This window comes from Acinetobacter sp. RW6 (assembly GCF_041956835.1).
In the GTDB taxonomy this organism is placed as follows: domain Bacteria; phylum Pseudomonadota; class Gammaproteobacteria; order Pseudomonadales; family Moraxellaceae; genus Acinetobacter; species Acinetobacter calcoaceticus.
Genome location: NZ_CP167121.1, coordinates 2777164 through 2790783, shown reverse-complemented (window position 1 = coordinate 2790783; position 13620 = coordinate 2777164). Strand labels below are relative to the sequence as shown.

Here is a 13620-nt window from a genome sequence, read left to right as displayed (position 1 = left end):
AAGGTTTATAAAGATGAAGATTAGCGAAAATTGGCTACGTACATGGGTTAACCCAGCAATTGATAGTGATACATTGTCTGATCAGTTGACGATGCTTGGTCTTGAAGTTGATGAATTAGCACCTGTGGCTAAACCATTTACTGGTGTAGTAATCGGTGAAGTGTTAACTGTTGAGCAGCATCCCGATGCAGACCGTCTGCGTGTAACAACTATTAATATTGGTTCAGGTGAGCCTCTGCAAATTGTATGTGGTGCACCTAACGTTCGCGTTGGAATGAAAGCTCCAGTTGCAACCATTGGGGCTGTATTGCCTGGCGATTTTAAAATCAAAAAAGGTAAGCTTCGTGGAGTTGAGTCACAAGGGATGCTTTGTGGTGCTTCTGAGATTGATCTTGAAGATAAAATCGATGGTTTGCTCGAACTGCCAGCGGATGCTCCAGTAGGAGTAAATATCCGTGAATACCTCAAACTTGACGACAATGTCATTGATATCAGTATTACGCCAAACCGTGGTGACTGTTTTAGTATTCGTGGTATTGCCCGTGAAATCTCAGTTATTAATAAGCTACAAATGAATGAGCCTGTAATTAATACGGTTGCTGCCACCATTGCTGATGAGAAAAAAGTAGTTATCACTACTGAAGGCGCTCCGCGTTATTTAGGGCGTGTAGTTAAAAACGTTAATGTAAAAGCTGCTACTCCCGAATGGATGCAACAGGCGTTATCGCGTTCAGGAATTCGTACTCATAGTATTTTGGTTGATGTGACCAACTATGTTTTAATGGAATTGGGTCAACCAATGCATGCATTCGATTTGTCTAAAATCGAAGGGACTGTACACGTTCGTCAAGCAATACAACAAGAAAAGTTACAACTGCTGAATGATCAAGAAGTTGAGTTGCAAGAAGATATTATGGTGATTGCTGATGACCAAAAAGCTTTAGCAATTGCTGGAATTATGGGTGGTTTAGCATCAAGTGTAACTGATGACACTACCGATATCTTCCTAGAAAGTGCTTTCTTCGCTCCACTTGCTATTGCTGGTCGTGCTCGTCGTTTTGGTTTACATACAGACTCTTCGCAGCGTTATGAACGTGGTGTGGATTTTGAATTGCCGTTAATAGCGATGAACCGTGCTTCGCAGCTTATTCAAGAGTTAGCGGGCGGTGAATTTGGCCCAATTACTGTAGCTGAAAAAACTGACTTACTTCCAAAACGTGAAGCCATTGAACTGAAACAAGCTCAGGTAGACCAGCTGTTGGGATATCAAGTCGCGGGTGAGTTCATTGCAGATGCTTTAACCCGACTAGGGTGTAATGTAGCAGTTAAAGCTGAAAGTGAGTGGAGTGTGGTTCCACCATCACATCGCTACGATATGGCAATTTATCAAGACTTAATTGAAGAAGTTGCGCGTATTGATGGCTATGACAATATCCAGATTAGCTTACCAAGCATGGATGTTAAATTTGCGAAACACCAAGATCGTTTTGAACTCGCGGAGTTGCGTCAAACGATCGTGACGTTAGGTTATCAAGAAGCAATTAGCTTTAGCTTTGCTGATGCCAAACTTGAAAAGCAATTAAATCCTGAAGTTAAGCCATTGATGCTCGCAAATCCAATTTCAAGTGATTTGGCTGTAATGCGTAGTACTTTACTTTCTAGTTTAATTCCTTGCGTACAATATAATCTCAACCGTCAGCAAAGTCGTGTTCGCTTCTTCGAATTCGGACTGCGTTTTGATTATCAAAATGCTAAGAGTATTGAAGACTTGCAACAGACTCCTACCTTGGCTCTTGTTGCAGTCGGCTCGCAAGCACCAGAATCTTGGCATGCTAAGCCTCAACCAATGGATTTCTTTGATTTCAAAGGTGAAGTAGAAGAGATTTTAGCTGCTGGGCGTGTAAGTGTTGAATATGTTCGTTCAGAACGTGCGTGGTTGCACCCAGGGCAATCTGCTGAAATTTTAGTAGATGGTAAATCAATCGGTTATTTGGGCCGTTTGCATCCATCTCTAGAAAATGAGCTTGATTTAAGCACTACTTGGGTTGCTGAACTCGATCAAACAGCTGTTTTGCAATCTTATGTATCTAATTTTACAGAATTATCACGTTTTCCTTCGGTTAGACGTGATATTGCGCTTTTAATCTCTGATAATATAAATGTTAGAGATATTCAGCAGTTAATCGAACAAACTGGTGGAGAGCTTTTAGACTCTACATGGTTATTCGATGTGTATACGGGGCAGGGTGTCGAAGATGGTAAGCGCTCATTAGCGTTCGCACTATTGTGGCAACATCCTTCACGTACGCTTGAAGATGCTGAAATTAAATCTGGTATGGACAATATTATCCAAGTGTTAGAAAACACTTATCAAGCGACATTGAGGGCCTCATGACAGCATTAACTAAAGCAGACATGGCTGATCATTTAAGTGAGTTAACCAGCTTAAATCGCCGTGAAGCAAAACAAATGGTCGAGTTGTTCTTCGACGAAATTAGCCAAGCACTTATTGCAGGGGAGCAGGTTAAGCTCTCTGGTTTCGGTAATTTTGAGTTAAGAGATAAACGCGAACGTCCAGGACGTAATCCGAAGACAGGCGAAGAAATTCCAATTTCTGCTCGCCGTGTAGTGACCTTCAGAGCGGGTCAGAAATTTAGACAACGCGTTGGAAATGAGCAGATCGATTGATCTGCTTTTTTTTACTTATATTTAGACAGCTTTATTTAACTACGATGTTATGTCAATTTATCTAGGTACATTAAGCGAAGTGCTCTTAGAAATTTAAAATTTAGGCGTAAAAAAAGAGGACAAAATGTCCTCTTTTTTTCTAATCTAGTATATAGATTAGTGTGCAGCAGAAGCAGCAGGTGCAGAAGCAGCAGCAGCAGAAGCAGCAGCATCAACAGCTGAAGAAGCAGCAGTAGCAGCTTCAGAAGCAGCAGTAGTAGCTTCAGAAGCAGCAGCTACAGCTTCAGAAGCAGCAGCAGCAGGAGCTTCTTCTTTCTTAGAACAACCAACGAAAGCTAAAGTAGCAGCTACAGCAGCAGCAACAGCAAATTTTTTGAATAACATGGCATCACTCTCACAAAAAAGATTTGAGATTAAAAAAACCTAAGTTGGACTGTTTTGCTTTTATTATTCCTAAAACGTAGCTAGGTAACAACGCATGGAGCAGTCTAACTGGTCTGCCGCTATGCTATCACTGCAAATGCTGAAATACTACTGCCGTCTGTCAAAAAAACGTATGAAAAAGAGAAAAACAGTCTGTTTTTTAACAGAAAAAAACAATCAATCAGCCCGAGTGCATTGGAAAAGGTGGAGGTAAACCACTAAAAAACTTAATTTTTTTAATTCAAAAATATTTATTATCAAAATCTTATAAATAATTTTACATAAAAAACTGCAAAATGTATTTTTGTGTAAAGCTTGTCAACCAAATAAAAAGCCACTCAAAAGAGTGGCTTTTTATTGAAGATTAACCGATTAAGTTGAAGCTTTACGTTTCATTTGATCGAAGAAATCATCATTTGTTTTAGTTTCTTTCATGCGATCAAGTAAGAATTCCATTGCCGCTAACTCATCCATAGGATGAAGAAGCTTGCGGAGGATCCATACTTTACGTAAGTTATCATCATCCATTAAACGCTCTTCACGACGGGTGCCAGATTTCTTAATATTCATAGCAGGGAAGACGCGTTTTTCAGCAATACGGCGATCAAGAGTAATCTCTTGGTTACCTGTACCTTTGAATTCTTCATAAATTACGTCATCCATTTTACTGCCTGTTTCAATCAAAGCAGTTGAGATGATCGTAAGAGATCCGCCTTCTTCAATATTACGTGCAGCACCGAAGAAGCGTTTAGGGCGCTCTAATGCGTGAGCATCTACACCACCAGTTAATACTTTACCTGATGAAGGAATGACAGTGTTATATGCACGCGCTAAACGGGTAATAGAGTCAAGCAAAATCACAACGTCTTTTTTATGTTCAACAAGACGTTTTGCTTTTTCAATCACCATTTCTGCAACTTGTACGTGGCGAGCAGGAGCTTCATCAAAAGTTGAAGCAATGACTTCACCGCGAACAGTACGTTCCATTTCGGTTACTTCTTCTGGACGCTCGTCAATTAATAGAACAATCAGGAATACTTCAGGATTGTTTCTAACAATAGATTGAGCAATATTTTGAAGTAACATTGTTTTACCCGCTTTTGGCGGTGCAACAATAATAGAACGTTGACCTTTACCAATTGGCGCAACTAAGTCAACCACACGAGAAGTTAAGTCTTCTGTCGTACCATTACCTAGTTCCATAACCAATTGTTCGGTTGGGAAAAGGGGGGTTAAGTTTTCAAATAGAATTTTATTTCGAGAATTTTCTGGCGTGTCATAGTTAATCTGGTTAACTTTGAGCAACGCAAAATAACGCTCACCTTCTTTTGGAGGGCGAATAGTACCTGTGATGGTATCGCCTGTACGCAAGTTAAAGCGTCGGATTTGTGAGGGACTCACATAAATATCATCCGGACCTGCTAAATACGAACCTGCGGCAGAGCGCAAAAAACCAAAACCATCAGAGAGAATTTCAAGAACGCCATCACCAAAAATTTCTTCGCCATTCATTGCATGGCGTTTCAAAATGGCAAAGATAATATCTTGCTTTCGGTTACGAGCCATACCTTCCAGGCCCATAAATTCAGCAATTTTAATTAATTCACCAATTGGTTTTTTCTTGAGTTCAGTTAAATTCATAAGGGTCAGAATTAGGAAAGAGTAGAGTGTGGTTTAAAAAGAAGAAAAATCGCTCGCATACAAAAAAGATTATCGCAATTGTATTTACACAATAACAATTCAGAAGTCTGATTGATTGTTTCGAAGAAAAATGTGAAAAAACAATTTCTGTTGCCGAGTGGCGATCTTTATGTTTGTGTCTTGTAAGAAGCCGGACGAAGATGATTCCCTTCAGTGCCTCTTGAGCATGTAATATAAGCTAGCTGAGTTAATTTGTCAATTTATAGCCGAAAAAAATACGCTATAAAAAAGTATAGCGTATTTTCATTCTTAGCATTTTGACTTAAACATTTTCATCAATAAAGCTAACAAGTTTAGAGCGAGGTACAGCACCAATTTGTTGAGCTACGACTTCACCATTTTTGAAAAGTAATAAAGCAGGAATATTACGGATATTGTATTTCACCGCAATATCTTCGCAAGTAGTTACATCAACTTTAACAATTTTTACTTTACCAGCATATTCACTTGATAAGTCTTCAAGAACAGGTGCAATTGCTTTACAAGGTGCACACCAACCTGCCCAGAAGTCAACAAGTACAGGTGTTTCAGCGTCTAGAACATCTGCTTGGAAGTTATCATCAGTTGTATTTACAATAGTCGCAGACATGGTACGGCTCCAATTTTTAGAAAAAAGTGCTATTACTACAGGAGAAAATTATCTCTATCAGTATTACATAGCTACTTAGTTCAATGTAAGGGTTTGATGCTATTATTCAAGGCTTAACTAAATTTGTCTAATGGATGCTCACGATATTCATCATCGACTTGTACAATCAACTCATAAATAGAAAAATATAAATGACAGTTAATTGTTGATGAAAATGGCTTTTCAATTGCATTCTTGTGAATTACTCTAGGCGTGAATTGTTATGGGTTTAGTTCAATAATGTCTGACTTTCTGATTGATGAAGAATTACTTGCCGCCATAGATATGGGGTCGAACAGCTTTCACCTTGCAATTGCACGGGTAGATCACGGTGAAGTTAAAAAAGTTGCTTCGATGTCAGAAAAAGTACAGCTTGCAGCTGGTTTAGATGAAAATAAAAATTTAACAGAAGCAGCTCAGCAACGTGGTTTGGCATGTCTAGCACGTTTTGTTGGAAGATTGAGTTCTGTTCAACCTAATCGTTTACGAATTGTGGCTACTAATGCCTTGCGTCAGGCAAAAAATGGTCATGAATTTATTCAAAAAGCTGCAGAAATTTTACCTAAACCTATTGAAATTATTGCAGGGCGAGAAGAAGCTCGTCTGATCTATTTGGGCGTATCGCATACCATGGCCAATGGTGGACGTCGCTTAGTTGTTGATATTGGTGGCGGTTCTACTGAATTCATTATTGGTGAAGAGTTTGAACCGATTTACACCGAGTCATTACAAATGGGTTGTGTGGCTTATACAACAGCCTATTTTTCTGATGGGGAAATTACTCAGAAATCATTTGATAAGGCCGTAGTTGCTGCCCGTAAAGAGCTTTCTGCTATTGCAACGACTTATAAAATGGAAGGGTGGGATACTGTCGTTGGTTCGAGTGGAACGATTAAAGCCTGTCGCCAAATTATGGTTAATATGGGCTTAAGTGATGAACAAGAAAATGTCACTCGAGAAGGGTTATACAAACTTAAAGATAAATTACTTAAGTTTAAAAATGTTTCTGAAATTGATTTTGAAGGATTAAGAGAGGATCGACGAGCAGTTTTGCCAGCCGGATTGGCAATTTTGTACGCAGTTTTTGAAGTACTAGAAATTGATCGTTTGGCATATTCTGATGGTGCATTACGCGAAGGTGTAATGTATGACCTATTAGGTCGATTTAAACATGAAGATATCCGCGACCGCAGTGTACAAGCTCTAATGGGCCGTTATAATGCCGACCCTAAACAAGCAGAACGTGTTGTCAAGACAGCACAACAATTATTTGATGGTGTCGCTAAATCTCTTAATTTAACGAGTGAAGACAGTGACTTACTGCGTCGGTCAGCTTATTTACATGAAATTGGTTTAGCAATTAGTCATGGCGGTTACCATCGCCATGGTGCTTATTTATTACAGCATTCTGATATTCCGGGTTTCTCGCAAATTGATCAAAATCATCTTTCACATTTAGTTGCTCATCATCGTCGTAAATTACGAAATGATGTAAAAAACGAAATTTTGAAGGCTGGTGGTCATAAATTACTTTACTTAAGTTTATTGCTTCGCCTAGCAGTTTTACTCAACCATAGTCGAAGTGATCAGATGCTTCCTGCCATTGAACTGACCATCATAAATGATCAACAATGGCAGCTTAGTGTTTCTGGTGATGCCAAACAATGGCCATTGTTAGTTGCCGACTTGCATGATGAGCAAGAGCAGTTTAAGCATTGGGACATTGAATTGAATATTCAGTCGGAAAAATTTATCGATTAAAGGGATAATATTCGACCTATGAAAAAATCTACTCAGTCCAAAGCTTGGACAACGGTTCAAATTGCACGTCATCCTGAACGTCCGCAGTTTCTAGATTATGTCGGTGAAATCTTTACAGAGTTTGACGCCTTGCATGGTGATCGTTTGTTTGGTGACGATGGTGCGATGGTAGGTGGTCTTGCTCGTTTTGACGGTCAACCTGTGATGGTCATTGGACAACACCGTGGTCGTAGTACCCGTGAAAAATTAAAGCATAACTTCGGTATGGCTAACCCTGAAGGTTATCGTAAATCTCAACGCCTATTAGATATGGCTGAGCGTTTTAATCTTCCGGTTTTCACGTTTATTGATACTATGGGTGCTTACCCAGGTGTTGGTGCTGAAGAGCGTGGACAAGCCGAAGCAATTGCAACTAGCCTTGCTCAACTTTCACGTTTGAAAGTTCCTGTTGTTGCAACAGTACTGGGTGAAGGTGGTTCTGGTGGTGCTTTAGGTATTGGTGTTGCGGACAGAGTAATTATGTTATCGCACAGTATCTATTCTGTGATTTCACCAGAAGGCTGCGCATCTATTTTATGGAAAACTGCTGAAAAAGCGGCTCAAGCGAGCGAAGCTTTAGGTTTGACAGCAGACAAATTACAATCTCTAGGTATTGTTGAATATGTGGTAGATGAAGGCGAAGGGGCACATTTAGACCCTGAGCAAGTCATGCAAAACCTAAAAGTAGTTTTGAAGCAAGCTTTGGATGAATTGCTACCACTGGATGCAAATGAACGATGCGAAGCACGTTATCAACGTTTAATGAAGTTTGGCAGCGCAAATTTAGGCATAATGTCTTAAAGCAGGCTCAACTGTTTTCAGAAAATAGTTCTTTTCTTATTGGATGTAGTGGCGGCATGGATTCAATGCTGCTACTACATTTGACGTCTCAAATTTTTCCTCAAAAGATCCGAGCGATTTATATCGATCATCAACTGCAATCACAAAGTGCAGAATGGGGGAAACTCGTTGCTAAACAAGCTATTTGCTTAGATATTCCTTATATTATTCAAAAAGTCCAAGTTACCGAAGGTAATTTGGAAGCTCAAGCACGTCAAGCACGTTATCAAGCTTATCGACAGCATTTACAACCCAACGAAATTTTATTACTTGCTCATCATCAACAAGATCAGGCCGAAACAGTAATGTTGAGGTTGTTATCGGGTGCAGGTGTTGATGGATTGGCTGCCATGCAATCTATTGATTATCGTGCAGACATGACAATTTGGCGTCCTTTTTTAGATTTAACTCGTGAGCAAATTGCTGATTGGACTACTCAACTTGAAATTGAGTATGTAAATGACCCTACAAATTATGATATTCATTATGATAGGGCGTGGTCACGTGAGGAACTTTGGCCTTTCTTACAAAACCGCTTTCCTAAAATGCAGCAAGCACTGAGCCGAACCAGCTATTTGATGCAAGATGCTTCTGAAATTTTAGAAGAAGTTTTGATAGCCGATTTAAAGCATTGTGGTACTGCTGAGTGTTTAGACTTAACTAAACTTTTAGATTTATCGGTTGCCCGTCAGCGCCAGTTGCTTTCAGTTTGGATGAAAGGTGATGGGCAATATCGACCTGCATTTGAAATGGTCGAGCGCTTAAAAAATGAAGTGATTGATTCAAAGTCTGATGCACAAGCTGCATTACACTGGAATCAGTTTTACTATGTCCGTTATCAACACCATCTTTATAGATTGAGTAAGCAGGCTTTTCTTGCTGAAACATTAAGTCCAGTTGAAGCTGAATCGGAGCATCATTTCCAAATGGGAGAAATAGTGCATTACGCTTCAGGAAATTTTCAGATTAAACAAAAAAAAATCGGTTTGGCTTCATCTTTATTAAATGGAAAATTGAGAATAATTCGACGTCAAGGTGGGGAGAAAGTCCATTTATATGGCCGTATTGGTCAATGGCCATTAAAAAAAGCAATTCAAGAAGCACATATTTTGCCTTGGCTTCGTCATACAATTCAAATATTAGTCATAGATAATGTTATGCTTGGGGTTTTTACACCGAAAGGATTTTGGTTGGCTCAGTCTCCGTATTGTGAGCAAGGAGGATGGCAACCAGATTTAATTTCTCATTCTTGTAATCTGGTAAATGGCGAATATGGTTATGGCAAGTGCAGTAAATTGTAATATCTGTTTTATTGGTGGCGGTAATATGGCCCAAGCTTTAATTGGCGGGCTGGTTTCAAGAGGTTTACCACCGACACGTATTACAGTTTCAGATCCTGTTGAACAGATCCGTCAATTATTACAAGAGAAAGAAGTCCACGTAACACAAGATAACGTGGTTGCAATTCAAAATGCTGATGTTGTCGTACTGGCGGTAAAACCCCAAGTTCTGGCGACTGTTTTACGTCCCTTGAAAGGTCTGTTATCAGATAAATTAGTCATTTCAATTATTGCTGGTGCTGAAATTCAAACAATATCAAATTTAATTGATAGCGATCGAATTGTGCGAGTTATGCCAAATACACCAGCTCTGGTTCAAACAGGCGCGCATGGTATCTATGCAAATGATGTAGTGGGTACTTCGGATCGTGAATTAACAAGTCAGATTTTAGCAGCCACAGGCTTAACAATTTGGGTAAACTCCGAAGCTCAAATTGATGCGGTAACAGCAGTTTCTGGCTCAGGTCCTGCATATTTTTTCTATCTCATGGAAAGTATGATCCGTGCGGGTAAAAATTTAGGGCTAGATGAAAAAGTTGCAACCGCTTTGACTCTTCAAACGGCGTTAGGTGCAGCTCAAATGGCAATTACCAGTTCAAATACTCCATCTGAACTTCGTAAGAATGTGACATCGCCAAATGGTACAACACAAGCTGCACTTGAAGTTTTTGACCGTGCACAAATCTCCCAAAATATTCAATCTGCATTGGCTGCTGCACAGAAGCGTAGCCAAGAATTGGCTCAAGAATTGAGTGACAGTGCGAAATAGCTTAAATAGGATAAGACAACTATGGGTGCAAATTCTGCGCTAATTTTTGGAATTTTAATTAATGTCGCGATTTTATTGGTCTTTTTCCGTTTTTTAATGCAATTAGCGGCAGTAAGTCCTTATAATCCTGTGGTTTTATCGACCGTAAAAGCGACTAAGATTGTTGATATTTTTGGCCGAATTTTTCCGACGGTCGCAAAAGGCCGATTTAATTTGGCTGCGTTGGTTCTTTTAATTACATTGTATTTACTGAAAATTTTCGGTGTGATGTATCTTTCTGGCTCTATGCCAAATAGTCCGATTCATTTACTGATTCTGACATTTGTAACTATGATTCAGGATTTGATTCGTTTCTGCCGTTATTTAATTTTCGCAACAATCATTTTGAGTTGGGTTGTCATGTTTACTCAATCGCGTTCACCTTATATTGAGGTGATTCAAGATTTAGCTGAACCATTACTCGCACCATTCCGTCGTTTATTGCCTAATATGGGAATGATTGACTTATCTCCAATTTTGGCATTTTTGGCACTCTATATTGCCGAAATTTTAATGAATGAAGTTGCTAAAGTTCTTTTAACTGGTCTTTAAGCTGATTCAATAAAAAAGGGCTGTATTTCACAGCCCTTTTTTATTTCTGTTAATTAATGAGCATCATCCCAGTTTAGACCTTGTCCTACTTCAACAAGTAAAGGCACGGAAATTTTTAGAACTGATTCCATGATATTTGCAATTTGCTTAGAAAGCTCATCGGCAATGTTTTGATCTACTTCAAAAACTAATTCATCGTGTACTTGAAGAAGTAATTTTGCCTGATCTTTTGGCAGAATTTTATCTACTTCAATCATCGCAAGTTTAATAATATCAGCTGCACTACCTTGTAAAGGTGCATTGATCGCAGCACGTTCGGCAGCCTTACGTACCATCACATTTCGTGCATCAATATCTGGTGTATATAGACGACGGCCTAAAATGGTTTCAACAAATCCTTGCTCTGATGCAACTTGACGCGTGCGTTGCATATATTCATAGATACCAGGATAACGTTGGAAATATTGCTTGATATAGTTTTGCGATTCTTGACGTGTGAAACCTAACTGACGAATCAAACCAAACTCAGACATACCATAAAGTAGACCAAAGTTTACTGCTTTGGCTTGACGACGCTGGTCATTAGTCACATCTTCAATTGCAATACCCAATACTTCGGCAGCAGTACGACGGTGAACATCTTGTCCGTGCTGGAACGCATGTACTAACGCATCATCTTGAGAAAAATGTGCCATTAAACGTAGTTCAATTTGCGAGTAATCGGCAGCCAATAGAACTCGGCCTTCTGGTGCAATGAATGCTTTACGAATCTGACGACCAATTTGTCTACGAATTGGAATATTCTGTAAGTTAGGATCGGAAGAGGATAGACGACCTGTCGCTGTTAAGGCTTGATGGTAGCTCGTATGTACACGATGAGTATCATTATGAGACTGCTCAACCAAACGGTCCGTATAAGTGCTTTTTAGCTTTGCCAATCCGCGATGTTCTAAAATAATTTCTGCTAAAGGATGCTCAATTTTTTCTAAAACACTTTCGCTTGTACTGTATTGCCCAGTTGCGGTTTTTTTACCACCTTTGATTCCTAATTTATCAAATAGTATTTCGCCTACTTGTTTAGGTGAAGCAATATTAAAAGTTTCATCTGCAATTTCCATGGCCTGATTTTCAAGACCTTCCATAGTTTTTGCAAATTCAACACTTAAGTTATCGAGGAATGCATGATCTAAACGAATGCCATCTTCTTCCATGCCTGATAAAATTCGGGCAACTGGCATTTCGATGTTATATAAAATATTTTCTAGCTCAGGAAATGGCTTAAGTTTATTTGAAAGTACTTCATATAAACGATAGGTGACATGCGCATCTTCTGCTGCATAGTGGGCAGCGACTTCAATCTCAATTTGATTAAATGTTTTCTGCTTTGCACCTTTGCCGGCAATTTGCTCAAAAGTCGTTGTTAAGTGACTTAAGTAGACACGAGCAACATCATCCATTCCATGACGAGTCGCTGCCGCATTCAATACGTAAGATGCCAACATGGTATCGAAGTACCAGCCTTTTAGCTCAATGCCGTGGTTTGCAAAAATGTGTGCATCATATTTGAGGTGATGCCCAATTTTTTTAACCGCTTCATTTTCTAATACAGGCTTAATTTGAGCCAGAATTTGCTCACGGTTCAGTTGCTGTGGAGCATTTTCATAGTTATGCGCTAAAGGAACATAATAGGCATCTTGTGCATCAAATGCGATTGAAAAACCGACCATCTCGGCAATACGATAGTCAAGACTCGTAGTTTCTGTATCAATGGCAAAATGATCGGCATTTTGCATGCGTTGCCAGAGTTGATCCCATGCTTCTTGAGTTAAAACAGTGTGGTAATTGGCGGTTCCAAGTTGGTCATCTTGACTGGTTAAGCTTGCCTGATCTTCAGTTTCTATAGAATCAGCCGGTTTAACTTCATCTTGAACTACGACCTGTGAAACTTGTTGTTTATAACTAGAGCTGTTCGGATTATTTGGATGATCAAGCGACTGTAACTGATTTCTAAATTCAAGCTCAGTATATAGGTTACGCAAAGCATCAACATTTGGGTCGATAAGCTTTAATTCATGCCAATCGAGTTCTAAAGGAAGATCGCACACAATGCTTGCTAATTGATGATCAAGCTTAATATTGTCTAAATTATCTTTGATATTCTGGCTAATCTTGCCTTTAAGTTGATCTGCATTGGCAATGATATTGTCCAACGTGCCATATTCAGTCAGTAACTTAGCAGCTGTCTTTGCTCCTACACCCGGAACACCCATAATACCGTCAGATGCATCACCCATCAGAGTCAAGTAGTCGATAATCTGATTTGGCCAAACGCCAAACTTCTCAAATACACCGTCGGTGTCCATTACGCGATCTTTAAAGCTATCTTCTAACTTTACATGATCATTAACCAATTGAGCCATGTCTTTATCTCCAGTCGAGATGAGAACATGATGGCCTTCGAGTACGGCACGTTTAGCAAGTGTACCGATAATGTCATCTGCTTCTGCGCCAGGGAGACTATATAAAGGAATACCTTGGGCTTTAATTAATGCATGTAAATATGGAATTTGTTGAGACAACTCTTCGGGCATGCTCGGGCGGTCACCTTTATAGATCGGTGAAAGCTTATGACGGAAGGTTGGTTCGGGGGTATCAAAAATTACGGCCATATGCGTTGGTTGCATACGACGCATCAATTTTTGAATCGCAGAAATTGCTCCACGTATTGCATTGGTATGTAACCCTGTAGAGGTCGTCAATGGTGGTAATGCATGATATGCACGAAATAAAAAATAGGACCCATCAACCAAGACAAATGGTGGCATTGAACAATTCCTTAA

At 39.5% G+C, this 13620-nt stretch carries 12 protein-coding genes; 8 read left to right on the top strand and 4 right to left on the bottom strand.

From position 1 onward, the window contains the following. The first annotated feature begins 13 nt into the window (after positions 1-13). Positions 14-2395, top strand: a complete 2382-nt coding sequence (pheT, locus tag ACB088_RS13185) for a phenylalanine--tRNA ligase subunit beta (protein WP_375037188.1) — start codon at positions 14-16, stop codon at positions 2393-2395. Continuing rightward, positions 2392-2688: an integration host factor subunit alpha gene (locus ACB088_RS13180; RefSeq protein ID WP_000126166.1), complete on the top strand. Its 297-nt coding sequence runs from the start codon at positions 2392-2394 to the stop codon at positions 2686-2688. Before pheT ends, ACB088_RS13180 begins: the two co-directional genes overlap by 4 nt. A 156-nt stretch (positions 2689-2844) precedes the next feature. On the opposite strand, the gene ACB088_RS13175 is transcribed toward ACB088_RS13180, so the two are convergent. Then, positions 2845-3072 carry a hypothetical protein gene (locus ACB088_RS13175; RefSeq protein WP_375037187.1) on the bottom strand — a complete coding sequence of 76 codons (228 nt, stop codon included), beginning with the start codon at positions 3070-3072 and terminating at the stop codon, positions 2845-2847. Between the two features lie 94 nt (positions 3073-3166). Between ACB088_RS13175 and ACB088_RS13170 the strand changes: the two genes are divergently transcribed. Next, positions 3167-3325 carry a hypothetical protein gene (locus ACB088_RS13170; protein ID WP_132070790.1) on the top strand — a complete coding sequence of 53 codons (159 nt, stop codon included), beginning with the start codon at positions 3167-3169 and terminating at the stop codon, positions 3323-3325. A gap of 158 nt (positions 3326-3483) precedes the next feature. Here the strand turns inward: ACB088_RS13170 and rho are convergent, their stop codons facing one another. Then, positions 3484-4752, bottom strand: coding sequence for a transcription termination factor Rho (rho, locus tag ACB088_RS13165; RefSeq protein ID WP_003655059.1), 1269 nt, complete (start codon positions 4750-4752; stop codon positions 3484-3486). 322 nt (positions 4753-5074) lie between these two features. Then, positions 5075-5401: a thioredoxin gene (gene trxA, locus ACB088_RS13160; protein WP_092707436.1), complete on the bottom strand. Its 327-nt coding sequence runs from the start codon at positions 5399-5401 to the stop codon at positions 5075-5077. A gap of 279 nt (positions 5402-5680) precedes the next feature. On the opposite strand from trxA, the gene ppx reads away from it, so the two are divergent. The 5 genes from ppx to ACB088_RS13135 are packed head-to-tail and all read left to right on the top strand — an operon-like array spanning position 5681 to position 10780. Then, positions 5681-7201 carry an exopolyphosphatase gene (gene ppx, locus ACB088_RS13155; protein WP_003655061.1) on the top strand — a complete coding sequence of 507 codons (1521 nt, stop codon included), beginning with the start codon at positions 5681-5683 and terminating at the stop codon, positions 7199-7201. Positions 7202-7219: 18 nt separating this feature from the next. Next, positions 7220-8041: an acetyl-CoA carboxylase carboxyltransferase subunit alpha gene (locus ACB088_RS13150; RefSeq protein ID WP_003655062.1), complete on the top strand. Its 822-nt coding sequence runs from the start codon at positions 7220-7222 to the stop codon at positions 8039-8041. Next, positions 7978-9381, top strand: coding sequence for a tRNA lysidine(34) synthetase TilS (gene tilS, locus ACB088_RS13145; RefSeq protein WP_375037186.1), 1404 nt, complete (start codon positions 7978-7980; stop codon positions 9379-9381). The genes ACB088_RS13150 and tilS overlap by 64 nt, the downstream gene beginning before the upstream one ends. Next, on the top strand, positions 9353-10189 hold the full coding sequence (gene proC, locus ACB088_RS13140) for a pyrroline-5-carboxylate reductase (protein WP_092707439.1): 837 nt from the start codon (positions 9353-9355) through the stop codon (positions 10187-10189). The genes tilS and proC overlap by 29 nt, the downstream gene beginning before the upstream one ends. Positions 10190-10210: 21 nt before the next feature. Then, positions 10211-10780, top strand: a complete 570-nt coding sequence (locus tag ACB088_RS13135; protein WP_003655065.1) for a YggT family protein — start codon at positions 10211-10213, stop codon at positions 10778-10780. Positions 10781-10833: 53 nt separating this feature from the next. Here ACB088_RS13135 and polA read toward each other — a convergent pair whose 3' ends face one another. Then, a complete protein-coding gene (gene polA, locus ACB088_RS13130; protein ID WP_375037185.1) occupies positions 10834-13605 on the bottom strand; it encodes a DNA polymerase I in 2772 nt (923 codons plus the stop codon). Positions 13606-13620: the final 15 nt, after the last annotated feature.

Bases quoted from the DNA above. Each gene is read 5' to 3' on its own strand.
- pheT (WP_375037188.1), top strand. From the start codon at position 14: ATGAAGATTAGCGAAAATTGGCTACGTACATGGGTTAACCCAGCAATT.
- ACB088_RS13180 (WP_000126166.1), top strand. From the start codon at position 2,392: ATGACAGCATTAACTAAAGCAGACATGGCTGATCATTTAAGTGAGTTA.
- ACB088_RS13175 (WP_375037187.1), bottom strand. From the start codon at position 3,072: ATGTTATTCAAAAAATTTGCTGTTGCTGCTGCTGTAGCTGCTACTTTA.
- ACB088_RS13170 (WP_132070790.1), top strand. From the start codon at position 3,167: ATGGAGCAGTCTAACTGGTCTGCCGCTATGCTATCACTGCAAATGCTG.
- rho (WP_003655059.1), bottom strand. From the start codon at position 4,752: ATGAATTTAACTGAACTCAAGAAAAAACCAATTGGTGAATTAATTAAA.
- trxA (WP_092707436.1), bottom strand. From the start codon at position 5,401: ATGTCTGCGACTATTGTAAATACAACTGATGATAACTTCCAAGCAGAT.
- ppx (WP_003655061.1), top strand. From the start codon at position 5,681: ATGTCTGACTTTCTGATTGATGAAGAATTACTTGCCGCCATAGATATG.
- ACB088_RS13150 (WP_003655062.1), top strand. From the start codon at position 7,220: ATGAAAAAATCTACTCAGTCCAAAGCTTGGACAACGGTTCAAATTGCA.
- tilS (WP_375037186.1), top strand. From the start codon at position 7,978: ATGCGAAGCACGTTATCAACGTTTAATGAAGTTTGGCAGCGCAAATTT.
- proC (WP_092707439.1), top strand. From the start codon at position 9,353: ATGGTTATGGCAAGTGCAGTAAATTGTAATATCTGTTTTATTGGTGGC.
- ACB088_RS13135 (WP_003655065.1), top strand. From the start codon at position 10,211: ATGGGTGCAAATTCTGCGCTAATTTTTGGAATTTTAATTAATGTCGCG.
- polA (WP_375037185.1), bottom strand. From the start codon at position 13,605: ATGCCACCATTTGTCTTGGTTGATGGGTCCTATTTTTTATTTCGTGCA.